13 protein-coding genes are annotated in these 17861 nt (G+C 66.0%); 4 read left to right on the plus strand and 9 right to left on the minus strand.

What is annotated here, in order from left to right; genetic code table 11:
• A partial coding sequence (gene dsdC / locus AC3WG5_RS18000; RefSeq protein ID WP_492570019.1) for a DNA-binding transcriptional regulator DsdC occupies positions 1 to 950 on the plus strand: 950 nt, incomplete at its 5' end.
• 89 nt (positions 951 to 1039) lie between these two features.
• Here dsdC and AC3WG5_RS18005 read toward each other — a convergent pair.
• Entirely contained in the window at positions 1040 to 2284 is a 1245-nt protein-coding gene (locus tag AC3WG5_RS18005) for a nitronate monooxygenase (RefSeq protein ID WP_008955042.1), read from the minus strand.
• A 232-nt stretch (positions 2285 to 2516) separates the two neighbouring features.
• On the opposite strand from AC3WG5_RS18005, the gene AC3WG5_RS18010 reads away from it, so the two are divergent.
• Positions 2517 to 3728: an MFS transporter gene (locus AC3WG5_RS18010; RefSeq protein WP_492570021.1), complete on the plus strand. Its 1212-nt coding sequence runs from the start codon at positions 2517 to 2519 to the stop codon at positions 3726 to 3728.
• 44 nt (positions 3729 to 3772) lie between these two features.
• On the opposite strand, the gene AC3WG5_RS18015 is transcribed toward AC3WG5_RS18010, so the two are convergent.
• Complete coding sequence (locus AC3WG5_RS18015; RefSeq protein WP_492570023.1) at positions 3773 to 5686, minus strand: B12-binding domain-containing radical SAM protein; 1914 nt, start codon at positions 5684 to 5686, stop codon at positions 3773 to 3775.
• Positions 5687 to 5813: 127 nt separating this feature from the next.
• On the opposite strand from AC3WG5_RS18015, the gene AC3WG5_RS18020 reads away from it, so the two are divergent.
• Positions 5814 to 6275 carry a CopD family protein gene (locus tag AC3WG5_RS18020; RefSeq protein ID WP_014088115.1) on the plus strand — a complete coding sequence of 154 codons (462 nt, stop codon included), beginning with the start codon at positions 5814 to 5816 and terminating at the stop codon, positions 6273 to 6275.
• An 11-nt stretch (positions 6276 to 6286) separates the two neighbouring features.
• Here AC3WG5_RS18020 and AC3WG5_RS18025 read toward each other — a convergent pair whose 3' ends face one another.
• The 3 genes from AC3WG5_RS18025 to AC3WG5_RS18035 form a co-directional block, all read right to left on the minus strand.
• Positions 6287 to 6865 carry an NnrU family protein gene (locus AC3WG5_RS18025; RefSeq protein WP_482584277.1) on the minus strand — a complete coding sequence of 193 codons (579 nt, stop codon included), beginning with the start codon at positions 6863 to 6865 and terminating at the stop codon, positions 6287 to 6289.
• A 67-nt stretch (positions 6866 to 6932) separates the two neighbouring features.
• Positions 6933 to 7862, minus strand: a complete 930-nt coding sequence (locus tag AC3WG5_RS18030) for a substrate-binding domain-containing protein (RefSeq protein WP_492570026.1) — start codon at positions 7860 to 7862, stop codon at positions 6933 to 6935.
• 234 nt (positions 7863 to 8096) lie between these two features.
• On the minus strand, positions 8097 to 8711 hold the full coding sequence (locus AC3WG5_RS18035; protein WP_492570028.1) for a LysE family translocator: 615 nt from the start codon (positions 8709 to 8711) through the stop codon (positions 8097 to 8099).
• A gap of 155 nt (positions 8712 to 8866) precedes the next feature.
• Between AC3WG5_RS18035 and AC3WG5_RS18040 the strand changes: the two genes are divergently transcribed.
• Positions 8867 to 9787 carry a LysR family transcriptional regulator gene (locus AC3WG5_RS18040; protein ID WP_492570030.1) on the plus strand — a complete coding sequence of 307 codons (921 nt, stop codon included), beginning with the start codon at positions 8867 to 8869 and terminating at the stop codon, positions 9785 to 9787.
• 169 nt (positions 9788 to 9956) lie between these two features.
• Here AC3WG5_RS18040 and AC3WG5_RS18045 read toward each other — a convergent pair whose 3' ends face one another.
• From AC3WG5_RS18045 to AC3WG5_RS18060, 4 genes are all read right to left on the minus strand, one after another.
• Positions 9957 to 10106 carry a hypothetical protein gene (locus AC3WG5_RS18045; RefSeq protein ID WP_492570032.1) on the minus strand — a complete coding sequence of 50 codons (150 nt, stop codon included), beginning with the start codon at positions 10104 to 10106 and terminating at the stop codon, positions 9957 to 9959.
• Positions 10107 to 10219: 113 nt separating this feature from the next.
• Complete coding sequence (locus tag AC3WG5_RS18050; protein ID WP_492570034.1) at positions 10220 to 11161, minus strand: hypothetical protein; 942 nt, start codon at positions 11159 to 11161, stop codon at positions 10220 to 10222.
• A gap of 273 nt (positions 11162 to 11434) precedes the next feature.
• Entirely contained in the window at positions 11435 to 14284 is a 2850-nt protein-coding gene (locus AC3WG5_RS18055) for an adenosylcobalamin-dependent ribonucleoside-diphosphate reductase (RefSeq protein WP_492570035.1), read from the minus strand.
• Between the two features lie 233 nt (positions 14285 to 14517).
• Positions 14518 to 17859, minus strand: coding sequence for a DUF748 domain-containing protein (locus tag AC3WG5_RS18060; RefSeq protein WP_492570037.1), 3342 nt, complete (start codon positions 17857 to 17859; stop codon positions 14518 to 14520).
• Between the last annotated feature and the right edge of the window lie 2 nt (positions 17860 to 17861).

Genomic DNA, 17861 nt, shown 5'->3' on the forward strand with positions numbered 1-17861 from the left:
GCCCCGGACACCCCACCCGCCTCGACAGCGGCCAGCTCGCGGCGCTGCACACCTTCGAGTGCGCCGCGCGCCACCTGAGTTTCACCCTGGCGGCGGCCGAGCTGTGCCTGACGCCCAGCGCCGTCAGCCACCGCATCCTCAAGCTGGAACAGCAGCTCGGCTTTCGCCTGTTCCAGCGCCGGCCGCGGCAACTGCAGCTGAGCGACGAGGGGCGGCGCCTGTTCGCGCTGCTCAACGACTCGCTGCAGCGCGTCGGCCAGGAGATCGACGACATCCGCCGCCACGAGCAGTCCGGCACGCTGACACTATTCGCCCGCCCGTCGCTCGCGCAGTGCTGGCTGGTGCCGCGGCTGGCCGATTTCGGCCAACGTTACCCCGCCATCCGGCTCGACCTGCGCACCGGCAACGAAGAGGTGGATTTCCGCACCCAGCCGGTCGACCTGGCGCTGTACTACGGCGCACTGCCGGCGGCCGGGCAACGCGTGCTGCCGTTGATGGACGAAACCCTGACGCCGGTCTGCTCGCCCGACTACGCCCGCCGCCGGCAGCTGTTCGAGCGGCCGGAGCAGCTGGCGCACTGCACCCTGTTGCACGACGCCCGCGCCTGGCCGCAGGCCGGCCACGATGCCGAGTGGCAGGCCTGGGCCGCGCAGCATGGCATCATCGGCCTCGACGACGCACCGGCGATGATCTTCGACCGCTCCGACCTGGCCGTGACGGCGGCGCAGCATCACGTCGGCGTGGCCATGGGGCGGCGGCGCCTGGTCGAGCAGGCGCTGCGCCAAGGCAGCCTGGTCGCCCCCTTCCCAGTGCTCTCCAGCCGCGCCGCGCAGCATTACTACCTGGTCTTGCCCGAGCGCTCGCCGCCGTCGCCACGCCTCGGGGTGTTCATCCAGTGGCTGATGGCGCAGGCCGGCCATGACCAGTCCAGGGAGCCCGCCGACGGATAGCGGTCCGCCCAAGCGGCAGAAAAACAGAAACCCCGAGGATTGCTCCTCGGGGTTTCGTCTGCTGGCGCCAGCGGCGCTCGCCGCCCGGCTTACTCCGGCAGGGCCACGGTGTTGTCGGTGCTGAACTGGTAGTCGCGGAACACGTGCTCGGCGCTGAGGATCTGGTAGGTCCCGTCCTCGTTGCGGCGCGTGGTGTCCTTGAGGCGGTAGGTGTAGTGGCCGCAGGTCCAGCAATCAAAGTTGCGCATGTGGGTGCACAGGCAGGTCTTGTCCCACACCTTGACGCGGCGCGCATCCGGGTGCGCCGCCACCTCGCGGTTGTAGGCGTCGATGTAGGCGCAGCTGCCCTTGGCGTCGAGCAGGTAGCCGTAGGCCTCGCAGTTCGGGCGGATGCCGTCGCCGATGGCCGGGCAGTGCTTGATCATGCGCATCGGGTAGCCGGTCGGGGAAATCTGGTTGACCTCGATGTCGTCCTCGTTGGCCTTGAAGTACTCCTGCTGCACTTTCTCCGGCAGGCCGCACTCGTGGGTCACGGTGAAGCGCGTCGCCACCTGCACCGCCGCAGCGCCCATTTCCAGGAAGCCCACGGCGTCGGAGCCGGTGAAGATGCCGCCGGCCGGAATCAGCGGGATATCCAGCTGCTCGGCTTTCAGCCAGTCGCGGATTTCGGCGACGATGGTCGCCAGGTCGTACTCGGCCCAGTCCATGCCGAAGCCCAGGTGGCCGCCGGCGAGCGGGCCTTCCACCACCACGTAGTCGGGCAGGCGGTTAAGACGAGCATTCTTCTTCAGGAACAGCTGCAAGGCGCGCAGCGACGACACGATGATGCCGAGCTTGGCGTCGCGGAAGCGCGGGTGATCCTCGATCAGCGCGAACGAGCCCAGGTGCAGGCCGGCCGCCAGCGTGATGCCGTCGATGCCGGCATCCAGCGCCGCCCGCATGCGCACGCGCAAGGTGTCCTTGGGCGCGTTCATCGTCAGCTTTTCCATGCAGTTGATGAAGATCAGGCCCTCGCCGCGCTTGGCGTCCATGGTGCTGCCGACGTGCATCTTGGTGGCTTCGGCCAACAGGCCGAGGTCGAACTGCACCACCGACTTGTCGGTGTTGGCGACGTTGAACTTGTACTGCTGCAGCTTGTTCTTAACGTACTTGGTATTGAAGCGGCGATCGGCAACCGTCGGCACCATGGCGTCCGAGATATGGCCGATGCCGCCGAGGCGGGCCGCCTCGAGGGACAGAGCAGAGGTCGAGATATCCACCCCCATGCCACCGACCATGATGGGCACCAGTTCATGCTTGCCCAATCTCAGGCGAAAGTCATCCACGCGCTTCATTAGTTGCCTCTCCGTATTTCGTAACCCCACATTATCACCCAGGCGGGGCCCGAAAGCCAAAAAAGCCGCTACATCAAGCGTTCGAATCACCCAAAATGGCTAGAGACCAGGGGAAAAACGGCAGCGCCGCCCGCTCGGCGCCAGGACCCGAGCCAGGGCGCCATACGCGGCGGCAACACATGATGTTGGACGGTATAATACCAAGATCAATTGTCACCCACGTTGCTATTTCATGTCTTCACTGGATCCACACCACCGCCGGGCGATTACCCTGCTCTCCTGCGCCGCCTTTGCCAGCTCCGCCTCGGCGCGTCTTTGCGACCCGATGCTGCCGAACCTGGCCAAGGCCTTCCTCGCCACGCCGGCCGACGCCGCCCAGGTGGTGTCGTCGTTCTCGGTGGCCTACGGCCTGATGCAGTTGTTCTTCGGCCCGCTGGGCGACCGCTTCGGCAAGTACCGGATGATCGCCTGGACCACGCTGGCCAGCCTCGTCGGCAGCCTGGGCGCGGCGCTGTCCTACTCGCTGGGCTGGCTGGTGCTGGCGCGCCTGCTCACCGGCGTCACCGCCGCCGGCATCATCCCGCTCTCCATGGCCTGGATCGGCGACACCGTGCCCTACGAACAGCGCCAGGCCACGCTGGCGCGCTTTCTCGGCGGCCAGATCATGGGCGTGATCGGCGGCCAGTTCATCGGTGGCCTGTTCACCGACACCCTGGGCTGGCGCTGGGCCTTCGCCGCGCTGGCGCTGGTCTACCTCTTGGTGGGGTGGCGCGTGCTGGCCGAGTCGCGCGCCAACCCGCTGGCGCGCCCCACCCCGGCGCCGGCCGGGCGCACGCTCGGCGTCCTCGCCCAGGGCCGCACCGTGATCGGCGTCGGCTGGGCGCGCGTCATCCTGCTCACGGTGTTTCTGGAAGGGATCGTGGTGTTCGGCGCGCTGGCCTTCGTGCCGTCCTACCTGCATCAGCGCTTCGGCCTGTCGCTCACCATGGCGGGCGCCCTGATGGCGTTCTTCGGGATCGGCGGCCTGTCCTACATCCTGTTCGCCCGGCATTTCGTGCGCCGCTTCGGCGAAGTGGGGCTGGCCGCCGGCGGCGGCGTGCTGATCGGCGGCGCCTGGCTGCTGCTGGCGCTGGGCGATGCCTGGGCCTGGGCCATTCCGGCCAGCTACCTGGTGGGGCTGGGCTACTACATGCTGCACAACACGCTGCAGACCAACGCCACGCAGATGGCGCCGCAGGTGCGCGGCACCGCGGTGTCGCTGTTCGCCTCGGCCTTTTTCCTCGGCCAGTCGCTGGGGGTGGTGCTGGCCGCAGCCCTGCTGGCGCGCTCCGGCGCCACCATGGTGTTCATCGCCGCCGCCGCCATCACGCCGGTGCTAGGCACCGTCTTCGCCCGCCGCATCCGGCAGCAGCATCGCCGGCTGCAGACGGCTCAGGCCTCGTAACGCCGGCGGCCGACCGGCGGCCGACCGGCACGTCGGTTCGGCCGTCAGCGCGCGGCCAGCGCCCGCTCGATGAAGTTGCGCGGCACCCGCGGGCGCGGCACCCGGCCGTAGAACCAGCGCCGCACATCCTCGTCCAGCGCGATGCCGTGCATGTAGTTGTACAGCGCCTTGTTCAAGGCCTCGCCCATGGCGTCATGATCGACCCCGGTCGGGTCGATGAAGCCGACGTCGTTCTTGGCGAAACTCACCGGTGGCAAAGGCTGCAGCGTGACGCCGTACTCTTCGGGATTCTGCCCGACCGGCGAATGCACCGTGCAGGCGAAGCGGTGGAAGAAGCCGGACTGAATGCAGCCGTTGTCGAACAGCTGGCGCACGTATTCCAGCGCGTCCACCGTGTCCTGCACCGTCTGGGTCGGGAAGCCGTACATCAGGTAGGCATGCACCAGGATGCCGGCCTCGGTGAAGCCCTGCGTCACCCGCGCCACCTGCTCCACCGACACGCCCTTCTTCATCAGCTTGAGCAGCCGGTCCGACGCCACCTCCAGCCCGCCCGAGATGGCGATGCAGCCGGATTCGGCCAACAGCTGGCACAGTTCCGGGGTGAAGGATTTCTCGAAGCGGATATTGCCCCACCACGAAATTGACACGTTGCGCCGCAGCAGTTCTTCGGCCAGCGCGCGCAGCATCTTGGGCGGCGCGGCCTCGTCGACGAAGTGGAAGCCGGTCTGACCGGTCTCGGCGATGATCGCCTCGATGCGGTCCACCAGCGTTGCGGCCGAGGCGGTTTCGTAGCGCGAGATGTAGTCCAGCGTGACGTCGCAGAAGCTGCACTTCTTCCAGTAGCAGCCGTGCGCCACCGTCAACTTGTTCCAGCGTCCGTCCGACCACAGCCGGTGCATCGGGTTGAGCATGTCCAAGAGCGACAGGTAGCGCTCGATCGGCAGGCCGTCCCAGGTCGGCGTGCCGACCTCCTCAAACGGGATGTCGGCTTCCATCAGATTGACGTAACGTACCTGGCCCTCCTCCCGCACGAAGGTGCGCACCAGGCGCGAGGTGGAACGCTGGCCCTGCAGGTGCTCCAGCAGCGCCAGGATCGGCTTTTCGCCGTCGTCCAGCGTGACGAAGTCGAAGTAATCGAACACGCGCGGCTCTTTCAGCTCGCGCAGCTCGGTGTTGACGAAACCGCCGCCCAGCGCGGTCTTGATGTTCGGCCAACGTGCCTTGATGGTCTGCGCGATACGGAACGCCGCATACACCGAGCCCGGGAACGGCACCGACAGCAGCACCAGCTCGGGCTGGTGGCGCTCGATGGCGTCGAGCGTGAGCGCCTGCAAGGTGTCGTCCACCAGCGAGGGCTTGGCGGCCAGCGCCTTGGCCAGCGGCTCGAAGGTGGGCTGGCTCATCGCCAGCGACTCGGCGTAGCGCACGAACTCGAAACGCGCGTCGACCGCCTCGCGCAGCACGTCGGAGATATCGTTCAGGTAGAGCGTGGCGAGATGGCGCGCGCGGTCCTGCTGCCCCAAGGCGCCGAAGGCCCAGGCCAGCGGATCGCCGCCGTAGGGATCGTCCGGATCGACGTACACCTCCAGCGAGGCGAAGCGCGCCCCTTCCGGCAGGAAATTGCGGCTGCAGATGCGGTGGCTGACGGTGGAGTCGCGCCCCTGCAGGAAGGCCATGGTGGGCGTGATGGTGGCGAGATAGCGCTCGAACTGCTCGACGAAACCGTGCACCTGGGCACTGCGCTTCTTCGGCGGAATGGCGTCGATGCGTTCGCGGATCGCCTGCAGCCCTTCCACGGAAAACAGCCGCAACACCAGCGCCAGCGCCAGGTCCTCCTGCACCGCGGGCACCCCGCGCGAACGCAGGAAGCCGGTGATGTAGGCGGTGGACGGATACGGGGTATTGAGCTGCGTCATCGGCGGGATGAGCGACAGCACGCGCAGGGACGAACTGACCACGAAGAAACCTCAGGCGGATGGACCCGCCATTCTGCCAGAATCGGCCGGCGCTGGCAGGGCGAGGCAAAGGGTGGCCGGGCCGTATAGAATGACAGCATCCCCATCCATTCGAGATCGAACCGACGTCATGACTCCCGAACCGCTGTTCCGCTTCCTGCACCTCGCCAGCGTCGCCCTGTGGGTCGGCGGCATGTTCTTCGCCTACGTCTGCCTGCGCCCGAGTGCGGCCGAGCTGCTCGACCCGCCACACCGGCTGAGGCTGTGGCAGCGCGTGTTCGCGCGCTTCTTCGTCTGGGTGTGGGGCGCTGTCATTTTGATCCCAGTGAGCGGGCTCGCCATGATCGCCCGCGTCGGTTTCGATGCCGCCCCGCTCAACTGGCACCTGATGCTGATGGTCGGGCTCGCCATGATCGCGATCTACCTCTACGTGTTCTTTGGCCCCTATGCCGAACTCAAACGCGCCGTCGCCGCGGAAGAATGGAAAGCCGGCGGCGACGCGCTGGGCCGCATCCGCAAGGCGGTGGGCATCAACCTCTGGCTGGGCTTCCTGACCATCGCCACCGCCACGCTGGGGCGCTGGCTGGTCTGATGCGCGGCCGTTCAGCCGAACGGCCGCACGCCGATCAACCAGCCGTGCAGCAGGAATGCAAACAAGCCCCAGAGCACGAGCCCGGCGACCACGGCGGCGACATCACGCTCCAGCCTCCCGGGCAGATAGCGCGTTCCCGCCACGCGGTCGCGGCGGCGCGCCGAGACGAAGTCCACCACCGACCAGAGCAGGAAGGCCCCAAACAGCACCACGGCTGCCAACGTACCCTTGGCGAGCAAATGCGCCACCGCCCAAATCTGCACTCCCAGCACCATCGGATGGCCGAGCACGGCCTTGATATGATTGCCCGGCACTTTCGCCGCCGCGAACAACACGAAGGACACCGCGGTCAGCAGCGCGGCGAGATGGCGCGCCCAGAATGGCGGCGCCCACAATACCGCTGTCTGCTCGCGCGCCAGCCCATAGCCCCAGACGACCAACACCAGCCCCACCAGCGCCATTAAAGTGAACGCCCCTTTCCACACCAGAGGCCCCCAACGGGCGATCTGCGCTTCGCGCCAAGGCGCGGCGACGATACGCACCGAATGCCCGCCCAGAAAGATCAGCAAACCCAGCAGTAATACCGTCATGGTCCTCCCCCTGCGAATGCGCCGGCATGATTGATGGCTACGGCGGCGCAAGTGCGCCGTCGTCTCCTCAGTACAACGCCTTGGCGATGTCCGGCTGATCGATATTGCCCTTGGTCACGAACACCACCCCGGTATCGACGTTGCGCACCTCGATCGTCTGGCCCTGCGCTCTGCGGTAAGCCAGGGACACGCCCTGGTAGCCCATCTCGCGCGGGCGCTGCACGACCAGTCCGTAGAGATCGCCCAGACGCACCGCGCTGGCGAGATACTGGTTGCTGTCGAAGCCGATATGCAGCACTTTCCCGGCCAGTCCCATCTTCTTCAGCTGGATCACCGCCCCCAGGGTGGTCGACTCGTTGGGGGTAAACACGCCGTCGATCTTGCCGCGCAGCGCCGTCAGCACTTTTTCCGCCTCGACCCGTGAATCCCCCACCGAGGTGCCGATGTAGGTACTGCGCACCACCTTCAGTCCGGCACGGGTGGCCGCCTCGATGAAGCCGCGGGCGCGCTCTTCGGTCGACACCACGTCGGCGCGCTCCCGCAACACCGCCACGCGTTTTCTCTTGCCCAACGCCCGCGCCATTTCCTCCCCGGCCAGCTGGCCGGCCCGAAGATTATTGGTTGCCACCACCGCCGCGACGTCGGCCCCGCCGGTATCGCGGTCGATGTACACGGTGGGGATGCCCTGCGCCTTGAGCCGCTCGACCAGGCGCGCCCGCTCCGGCGCGTTGGGCGCCATCACCAGCGCCTGGCAATGCAGATCCCACATCATGTTGGCGATGGTTTCCTGGGCGTCGCGGTCTTCTTCATTGGACGGGCCGCGAAAGTAGATGTCGATGCCCAGCTCCTTCCCGGCCTGATTCGCCCCCTCGCCGACCGCCTGCCAGAAGGCATAACCGCCACCAGCGGACACCACCTCGATGCACTCCCGAGCCAGCGCGGGCACGCTCGATGCGGCCGACCCCACCAGCGCGGCCAGAATGACTCGTCTCAACATGGTTGTGATGTCTCCTCGTTGGCAGCGCCAACCCCATGACGGCGATACCTTGTACCGGCAGCTGGGCTGTCGCCGCCGCTCCCCGCTTTGACTGTAGCCGATGCCGGGCCATATCACCCCGAGACGCATGCCGGGCAACATGGCGCCGCCCAACCGCGCACGCTGATTCCGGGGAAGAAACACGAGGGCCTCCGCCCCGCGCTCCGGCACGGCGGCAAAGAGGGGTGCCATCATTCAGAGGATCAGCAAACCGGCGCCGAAGAGGGCCAATACGGCAGCGGCGATGACATGAATCCGCCCCTGGAAGTCGCTGTACTGCTTTTGAATGCGTTTCGAGGCAAAGAGAGTGGCAAGAAACAGATGCCAGGACGTCGAGACGAGGCCGATTGTCACCACGCAGACCACCTTCAACCAGACGGGAGAGCTCGGGGTCAGTACCGTGGCAAAGATGGTCGAGAAAAAGGCCAATGCCTTGGGATTGGTCAGGTTGGTTGCCAGGCCGCGACGGAATGACTGGCCGCTGCTGTGCGCTGTCGCACGGTGCTGCTCCGCACCGGATTTACCGCCTTCGCGCCACACTTTGCCGGCCAGATACAGCAGGTAGCTGCCTCCCGCCACATGGATGATGAACTGTATCTGCGGAAACCGCTGCAACAGGAAGTTCATCCCGGTGACCGCCAGGCAGGCCATGATGGTGCTGCCCAGGGCCACCCCCAGCGCGGTATGGATGCTCTGCTCGCGCGATGAGGAAATCGCCGTTTGGGTGACCACCAGGAAATTCGGTCCCGGGGTGACGATGACAGGGAGGTAGATGCCCAGTACGGTAGCGAGTGTCGTCAGTGCGTTCACATTAGCCTCCTTTAAGCCGTGTCGATGACCGTTCAACCAGCATCCATCATCCCGACTCCGGCATGGGGAGCGATACCGAAAATGCCGATAACTCGCTTTCATGTATGATAAATTTCGATGGAAGTTGAACAACCGGAGCCAGGCGCAAGGTACGCATGCTGAAAATCAAACTCAGCCAGTTGGAGATGTTGGTCGCGGTGGTCGATTGTGGCGGATTCAGTGCCGCAGCCGCTGAGCTGGACTGCACCCAGTCCCGCATCAGCCATGCCATTTCCGAGCTGGAGACCAGCCTGGGAACCAGGCTTTTGCATCGTTCCAGAGCGGGCTGCACCCTGACCGAAGCCGGACATCAGGTCGTGGCCAAGGCCAGGCAAATGCTCCATATCGGGCAGAGCATGGTGGAATCGGTCCGGCATGCCCGGTCATTGGCGGGCAAGGTCCGCATCGCCTGCTTTCGCAGCGCGGGAACCTACTTGATTCCGCCAGCGCTGGAGGCGCTTTCCCGGGAATACCCGCAGATTCACGTCGAGGTGAACGATGGCTTTCCCGATTATCAGGAAATCGTGTCCCATGTGAAGCAAGGGCTGGCCGATATCGGGGTCATCCGGATGGCGGCGGACAACGGCCTGATCAGCCTTCCCTTCGTGCATGACGACTACGTCCTGGTCTTGCCGTCATCCATGAAGATTGCCCATCCGCTGGACTGGAACCAATTGGCGCCTCTTCCCTTTATCCAGCTCTCGGCTCAGGGAATGCAGTGGGTCGTCGACCAGTGCCGGGCCAACGGTTTCACCCATGTTCCAGTGCGCAAGCAGGCGAATGAAAGCGGAATCGTCGGGCTGGTCGCGGAAGGCCTCGGCTTTTCGATTCTGCCCCGGCTGTCCATTTTTCCCGAACCGCCGGAGGTGAAGGTGTGCAGTCTGCCGATGGTCTGTCAGCGGAACCTGACTTTCATCCTGTCTGCCGACGGCAGTCGCGACGAAACCATCAAGACCGTCCTCCGGTTCATCCGCGACAAACAACTCCTCCGCAAGACCCGCCCCTTCAAGGCCGGGGTCATCGCCTTCGATTATTGAGTGGCCGCGGCCAATCAGCGCCGGCAGCCGACTGGCCGCCGCCGCTCAAGCCCCGGCGAGACCGCCGCCGCTCAAGCCCCGGCGAGACCGCCGGCTCGGCATGGCGACATGCCGCATGGCCAAGCGATCGTCACGTAAAGCCGCGCCCGTGATCGACGGCAACCACCGTTCAGGAGGGATGGCTTTGCCGGGTAATGCGCGCCGCCTCCCTCAAAGCATCGATATGCCGTACCCGCAGATCGTTGCCATGCCACACCAACAGGTTCACCGTGAAGAAACAGGCGCCCCCCGGATACCAGGCACGGCGGTAATTCGGCATGGTCGCTTATCCGGATAAGGTTGGCAGGCGGTGCAATGTCGCTACGCTCCGATTGCACCCTACGGGTTATGCGGGTTACGGCCTTGGCAACGGAGATCGGCTTGAGCGACCGGTTATACCCCACCACCATCACCTTTCAGCTTCGGCAATGCTTTGCCTGCACGTTCCACCAACGCAATAGCTTTTTCAAGCGCGCTGATATCTGGCATAGAATCTTCTGTTTTCTTGAATGCATTCGTGCCCGTAATATTCCAGTGCTCGAAAGCCTCTTTAACTTGAGACCATTCAGCAGCTGCGCCGTATGACTCCAAATAGAACTTGCCAAAGTTGATGGCATGCCGACGATCTGCGTTCTTCAGCGCCTCTTGCATGTAAGAGTTCCCTAGAAGAAACGCATACTTAGCGAGACCTGCTAGCAGGGCAACTGCCACTAGGCCTTTGAAGACGGCAAAGGCCAAAAACTCCCAAGTAATTGGATTTGGCATTGTAATTGCTGTAAACAATGTGACGTAAGCAAAGAAGGCTATGGCGACTGCTAATGATGCAGCCCCAACACTGCTCCAGATCTTTGAGATTGTGTGGAACTGAGTTTCCTTCTGATCCAACGTTTCAAGCGCATCAGCGACGTAATCCTTCGACGTACGTTCGATCTTCTTTCTGCTTTCCTCGTTGTATCGTTCTTTCTCAAGGGCGAGATCGGCCAGTGCCTGTTGCACCTTTTGTTCACGCACTGCTATCTCGGTCTGTAAACGCTCACGAAGATGTTCAACCTCGGCTTGGCGCTGCATTAGGCGCTCTTCGAAGTCGTGGTGCCGCATCGTGAGTTGCTTCTCACGTTGAGCAAACATCTTCTCGCGCTCTTGTCGTTCTTTCTGGAATTCCGCCTCCCGCGCAAGTTGTTCCTCCTGAGCACGCTTGCGATAAGAGTCAAAATCTCGCTGCTGAATCTCCAGTAGCTCCCGGTACTCGTTCAGTTCTCTCTCACGACTTGAGAACCGCGCATGCTCGTCTCGAGTAAGAGCCCTGATTCGATCCTCTTCCATTCGGTCTTGCATGCTATTGCCTCTTGTTGGCGTGTAAGTAGCTGTCCCAAAAGACGTATTTTATTGCTTCACAGGAGCCCACAATCGTCGGCAAACCTTGTCCTACTTGGCTTAGCGACATCACATATTCAAACACCATAAACAAGATACATCATGTCATGCCACTCTCGGAGTGGCGGGCCACTTGGACCACTTCCAACCACCAGCACCCTTCGCAAAAAACCCCGCAGCCTCACAGCCACGGGGTTTCGTCATTCGGAGCCAAGCCCCTAAGCCAGCCAAACCTCACCCGCACGCCCCGATATGGCCGCAGGCGGTGCAGAACTCGCAGCCGTCCTTCTTGATCAGCGCGTGGTGGCCGCATTCCGGGCAGGGTTTGCCGGCGACCGGGGCGACGGTTTCCATTTGCACGCTGTCGAACAGGTCGCCCTGCTCCGGCACCATCACGCCCATGTTCTCCACCGGCACGCCGTCTTCGGTGAGGAGACCGAGCATGGCGAAGCGGTGGATCAGCAGGCGCGCGACGTAGGCGACGGTGGAGGGCCAGCTTTGCGATTTGTCGCTGCCGGGCACGCGGGCGAAGAAGTCGCCTTGCGGTTCGGCGTAGTTGAGCAGCTTGCGCAGTTTCATGCCGATCCAGGCCGGATCGATCACGCGCATGTCGAGGCTCAGCATCTTGCACAGGCCATCCAGCTCGCGCGGGTAGCTGCCGGCGAGCCACATCGAGAACGGGCGGCGCTGGCCGTCGGGCAACACCAGCTCTTTCAGGAACAGCACGAAGTCGTCGCCGGTTTGCGGATTGCTGACGTCCACCGACCAGCTCATGGTGCCGTCGGTGCCGGTCTTGGGTTCTTTCTTGGCGAACAGCGCGTCCATCACCGGGGAGGTGTCGTCGGCGTGCATGTCGAGCGCGCCGAGCTGCTCGACGCGGTGGCGCACCACCTGGCCCAGCACGGCGGCGGCGGAGCTGGCATGCAGCGTGCGCTCGCCCAGTTCCAGCGTGTAGCGCCGGTCGCCCATGGTGTGCGCCAGGGCGTCGAGCTTGAGCGCGAGCCAGGCCTTGTCGCGGCAGCGCATGTCCATCGACAGCGTTTTGGCCAGGGCGCCGAGGCCGCGCGGCTGTTCGTTGCCGTTGACCCAGCATTCGAAGGGCTGGGTGTGGCCGTTTTCGACATGGCCGACGAACACGGCGAAGGCGCCGTCGTCGTGCTCGATCATGTAGGTCCACGACGGGTTGCCGCCCTTCAGGCGCGGGCGGTGCGGCCACTTCAGGCTGGCGAGCGCGGGGCTCGGGGTGCTGACCAGCGCGATGCGGCGGTCCGGATCACCTTCCTGGCTCGCCAGGAGGTCCTGCGGCGCGGCCTGGGCCGGCTCGACCGACAGCACCGAGCCCAGCACGCTGTTGGGGCGGTAGGTGGTGATGCCCTTGAGGCCGGCCTTCCAGGCTTCGAGGTAGAGGTGCTCGAACTCGTCGAAGGGGTAGTCGGCCGGGACGTTGACGGTCTTGGAGATGGCGGTGTCGATGTACGGCGCCACCGCAGCCACCATCTGCATGTGGTCGAGCGCGCTCATTTCCAGCGCCGAGACGAAGTACGGCGGCAGTTTCTCGACGTCGCCGCCGTTCAGGCGGTACAGGCGGTAGGCGTGGTCTTCGACGCGGTATTCCTGCTGCGAGCCGTCGGCCATACGCTTCTTGCGGGTGTAATACCACGAGAACGGCGGCTCGATGCCGTTGGAGGCGTTGTCGGCGAAGGCCAGCGAGATGGTGCCGGTGGGGGCGATGGAGAGCAGGTGCGAGTTGCGGATGCCGTGCTGGCGGATGCGCGCCTTGATCGCTTCGGGCAGGCGGCTGGCGCAGTGCGGTTCGGCCAGGTAGTTGTCGGCCTCGAACAGCGGGAACGCGCCCTTCTCGATGGCGAGATCGACCGAGGCGTCGTAGGCGGCGTCGCGCATGGTCTCGGCGAACTTGGCCGCCATCTGCCGTCCCTGCGGGCTGTTGTAGGCGATCTGCAGCAGGATCAGCGCGTCGCCCAAGCCGGTGAAGCCGAGGCCGACTCGGCGCTTGGCCTGCGCCTCGCGTTGTTGCTCGGACAGCGGCCAGACGGTGAGGTCGAGCACGTTGTCGAGCATGCGGATCGCGCTGCGCACCACGGTCTCGAAGGCCTTGAAGTCGAAGCGGGCACGGCGCGTGAAGGGGTGCTCGACAAAGGCGGCGAGGTTGATCGAGCCCAGGTCGCAGCAGCCGTAGTCGGGCAGCGGCTGTTCGCCGCAGGGGTTGGTCGACTCGATGACCTCGCAGTAGCTGAGGTTGTTGTCGCGGTTGATCTGGCTGAGGAACAGCACCCCCGGCTCGGCGTGGTCGTAGGTGGATTCCATGATCTGGCGCCACAGCTCGCGGGCGCGCACGGTGCGGTACACCCACAGGCCGTCGTCGCGGCGGAAGGCCTCGGGGAAGGCGTCGCTGGCCGGCTCGACGGCGTGTACCAGCTGCCACGGCCCGTCGGCCTCGACCGCCTGCATGAAGGCGTCGGAGACGCCAACCGAGATGTTGAAATTCTTCAGGTCGCCCTGGTCCTTGGCGTGGATGAAGTCCTCGACATCGGGGTGTTCGATGTTGAGCACGCCCATCTGCGCGCCGCGCCGCGAGCCGGCCGATTCCACCGTTTCGCAGCTGCGGTCGAACACGCGCATGTACGACACCGGGCCGGAAGCACGGCTGTGGGTGCCCTTGACGCGCGCGCCCTTGGGACGGATGCGGCTGAAGTTGTAGCCGACGCCGCCGCCGCGGCGCATGGTTTCGGCCGCCTGCAGCAGCGCCTCGTAGATGCCGACCTTGCCACCCTCGCTCTCGCTGACGGCGTCGCCCACCGGCTGCACGAAGCAGTTGATCAGCGTCGCCTTGAGTTCGGTGCCGGCGGCGGAGTTGATGCGCCCGCCGGGGATGAAGCCGCGCTGCAGCGCGTCGAAGAACGCCGCCTCGTAACGCACGGGTTCGGCCTCGATGCCGGACAGCGCGCGCGCCACGCGGCGGCGCACGTCGGCGACGCTCTGTTCGTCGCCCTTGGCGTATTTCTCCAGCAGCACTTCACGCGAGATGGCCTGTTCGCTCATGGCGGCCACGTTTTCCTGTTTCACTACTCCCCCTCCCTAACTGGCATTCGGTGCGGCAAAACCGGCATTTCACGCTATCCAGCGCGGCCGGGCGTTGATGTTGGTCAAGCTCCCTCGGTAGCTGAAGCGAGGACAAGAAATCGTTACGAGCGCGCCATCCCGTCGGACGCGGGAACGGCGTTCCACAGGATGGGTGACGTGCTGCGCAACCCATCCTGCGCCAACGACGCGGCGTACCGCCGATCGTTCGCCGGCGCTCAGCGGCTGCCGAGCGCGATAGCCAGTGCCACCCCGTCGCCGTCGGCCTTGACCCGCTTCGCCTCGCCCAGCGTCAGCCTTTCGGCCAACGTCGGGTCGGTCTTGAGCATGGCCTGGCGCGCCGCCGTGACGCGCGCCTGGGCCAGCGCCTTGAGCTCAGCTTCGGAGACCGGCTCGGCGGCGATCAGCTGCTCGCGCAGCGTCTTGTAGCGCGCCACGTTGTCCGGCAGCGAAAGCAGCCGCTGCACCAGTTTAAGCCGGCCGATGCGCTGTGCGAAGACCGATTTCACCGCCGATTGCACCGCGGGGTCGTCGAGGTCGGGCAGCGGCAGCGGCTCGCCCGCTTCCAGCTTGTGGCCGGCAGCCTGCAGGATGGCGCGGTCGATGCGCGCGCGCGCCAGCTCGCGCGTTTCCACCGCCGGGTCGTAGGTGCCCGCCAGCACCAGCGTCATGCGCGGGCGCTTCACCAGCACGGCGGCGAGCTTGTCGAGCTTTTCGCGCTCGGGCGGCGCCACGTTGGCCTCGCCGGCGACGAAGCGCACCTCGTCGAAGCCCTCGCCGCCCATCAGCGCCCCCAGCGCCCTGAACGGCGCGGTGACGATCTTGGTGATGACGTTGACGAAGGCCTTCCACACCACGCGGCCGTAGCTGAACTGCGGGTCGTCGAGGCTGCCGCTGATCGGCAGGTCGAGGTCGATGCGGCCGTCGCTGTCTTCCAACAGGGCCACGGCCAGGCGCAGCGGCAGGCGCGTCACGCCGGGCTCCTGCACTTCTTCGCCGAGCTGGATCGAGTCGATCACGACGCGGTTCTCGGCCTTGAGCTGGCGCTTGTCGAGCAGGTAGCGCAGGTCGACCGACAGCCGGCCGTCGTTGACCTTCCAGCCGGCGAAGTTCATCGAATACGGGTTGAGGCTGGTGAGCGGGATATTGCGGAACGCCAGCGTGATGTCGGCGTCGTCGGTCACGGCCTGCGGCGCCAGCGCGCCGCGCACGCGCACGTCGCCGTACTGGTCGACGTCGCCGTCCAGCGTCACCGTGCCGCGTCGTCCCGGCTGGCTCGACAAGCCCTGGATCGAGCCGCGCAGGTTGTGGATGCGGGTGGCGAAGCTGGGCTTCATGCCGAGGTCGGCGAACTCGATGTCGCCGCCCTGCACGTGCACCGTGCGCACTTCCACCTGCGGCGCGCCCGTCGCGGCGGGTTTCTTCGCCTTGACCTCGACCCTGGCCGGCGCGGTCGGGGCCGCCGGCGTGGCGGTGGGGACCGGGGCGGGAGCCGCGGCGGCGGGCTTGCCGGCCAGCAGGTTGCTGACGTTGAGCTGGCGCTGCTGGTTGAGGATCAGCCGCGCCACCGGGTCGCTCAGGCGCACCTCGCGCAGCTGCACCTTGAGCGGCGTGCCGCTGCTGGCGCTGAGGCCGTTGAGCGCCAGTTGACGCCAGGCCAGCAGCGGCTGGCGGTTGTTGGGCTCGAGCAGCGAGAACCGGTTCAGCGCCCCCTGCCCTCCCACCTTCCAGCCCTTGCTGCCGGCGTCGACGTCGAGGTTGGCCGAAAGGGTACCGCCGGCCAGTTTCAGCACGGTGCCGCTCAGCGCGTACGGGGCGAACGGCGCCAGCGGCACGGCGCTGGCGGTGATCTTGCCGCCCAGCGCGGCGCCATCCGGCGAAAGCGTCAGCTTGGCCGCCAGCCGCCCAGACTCCAGCCGGCTGTCCACGTCCAGCGCCAGCGCGCCCGAATCCTGCGGCGCGGCGTTGACGGAGAGCTCGCTCAGCGTGGCGCGCAGCGGGCGCGGCAGGGTCTGGTCGAGCCAGTTGAGGCGGCCGTTTTCCAGCGTCACCGTCGGGTAGTGCAGCTGCCAGGCAGGGGCGTCGCCCTCGGCTGCCACCGGTTTGACCACCGGGTTGGCCGAAGACTTGGCGAACAATTGCTGCAGATTGATCGTGCCCTGGCGGTTGCGCTCGACGTCGGCCACCAGGCCGCCCAGCGTCAGCGCCCCCAGGTGCACATCGTGCTTGGCCAGCCGCAGCTCGCTGTCGGCGAGCGCCGCCGAGGCTAGCTTGATGGTGGGCGCACTGCCGGCTGCGCCGACACCAATCTCGGCCAGCTGCGTACCGAGCTTGCTCAGCACCACGCCGTCCTTGGGCCCGACGGCCAGCTGTGTGCTGAGCAGCGGCATGGCGGCCTGCACCTCGAGCGGCTGGACGAATCCGGCATCGCCGAAACGGTAGCGCCAGTTCTCGGCGCGGATTTCGCCGACCTTGACCTGCCATGGTGACGGTTTGGCCGGCGCCGTTTCGGGCTTGGCGGGCGGCAGTGCGGCGAGCCAGTCGAGCTGCCCGGCACCGTTGCGCTGGGCGGAGAGTTCGCCGTCGGCCAGGCGCAGCCGGGTGATGTCGACGCTGGAGCGAGCCAGGTCGAAGCGGCCGCCTTCCAGCGCCAGCTGCTTCAGTGCCAGCGCGCTGCCGCCGCCGGGGGCGGCGAGACGCAGTTGGTTGAGCGTGGCGTTGAACGGCGCCACCTTGAGCTGCGGCGTCTTGCCGCTGAGGTCGAACTGGTAGCGCGCGCTGGCGGCCAGCTCGCCTTGTGGCGGGGCGGTATGGAAGAACGGCTGCACGTAGGGCCAGAGGCTGGCAAGCGTCAGCTTGTCGAGCCGGGCCTCGCCGGACGACTGCAGCGGCTGCAGCCCCACGTTACCCTTCCAGGCCAACTTCGCGCCGTCGCCAAGCTCGGCGGTCAAGGTGTAACTGCCACCGTCCACCGGCAGCGTGCTCAGCTCCTTCAGCGTCAGGTTGACCGGTTTGAGATCGAAGGCACGCGTCTCGCCGCCGAAGTGATCGACCATGCGCACTTCGCCGCCATTAAGCTGCAACAGGTCCAGCACCAGCTTGGGCAACTCGCCCTTGCTCTCGGCGGCGGGCTTGGCCGGACCGCTCACCGCCTTGACGAAGCGCGCCCAGTTCCATTCGCCCTGCGCGTTGCGCTCGACGAACCACTGCGGCTTGTCGAGCTGGAACAGCGCGGCGCGCCAGCGCCCGATGAACAGCGCGGTCGGCTCGGCATCCAGCACCAGACGCCGGGCGGCAAACAGCGGCGCACCGTTGCCCTCGGCCAGGCGCACGTCGCCCAGCTCCACCTTCATCGACCACGGTTCGATCTTCATCGTGCCGATGCTGAGCTTCTGGCCCTTGCCCTGCGCCCAGTCGGCGGCGGCGTGGCGCGCCACGTCGGGCACCACCCAGGCCAGCGCTCCCCAGCTCGCCGCCACCAGTGCCAGCGCGCCACCGCCGACCCAGTACGGCCAGCGGCGACGCCTCATCACGCCCTTGTCCTGCTCACTTTCGCTCACGG

It is taken from the genome of Pseudogulbenkiania sp. FW507-F1 (assembly GCF_058781125.1).

Coding starts and splice junctions, on each gene's coding strand:
- AC3WG5_RS18005 (WP_008955042.1), bottom strand. CDS start 2,284: ATGAAGCGCGTGGATGACTTTCGCCTGAGATTGGGCAAGCATGAACTG.
- AC3WG5_RS18010 (WP_492570021.1), top strand. CDS start 2,517: ATGTCTTCACTGGATCCACACCACCGCCGGGCGATTACCCTGCTCTCC.
- AC3WG5_RS18020 (WP_014088115.1), top strand. CDS start 5,814: ATGACTCCCGAACCGCTGTTCCGCTTCCTGCACCTCGCCAGCGTCGCC.
- AC3WG5_RS18025 (WP_482584277.1), bottom strand. CDS start 6,865: ATGACGGTATTACTGCTGGGTTTGCTGATCTTTCTGGGCGGGCATTCG.
- AC3WG5_RS18030 (WP_492570026.1), bottom strand. CDS start 7,862: ATGTTGAGACGAGTCATTCTGGCCGCGCTGGTGGGGTCGGCCGCATCG.
- AC3WG5_RS18040 (WP_492570030.1), top strand. CDS start 8,867: ATGCTGAAAATCAAACTCAGCCAGTTGGAGATGTTGGTCGCGGTGGTC.
- AC3WG5_RS18045 (WP_492570032.1), bottom strand. CDS start 10,106: ATGCCGAATTACCGCCGTGCCTGGTATCCGGGGGGCGCCTGTTTCTTC.
- AC3WG5_RS18050 (WP_492570034.1), bottom strand. CDS start 11,161: ATGCAAGACCGAATGGAAGAGGATCGAATCAGGGCTCTTACTCGAGAC.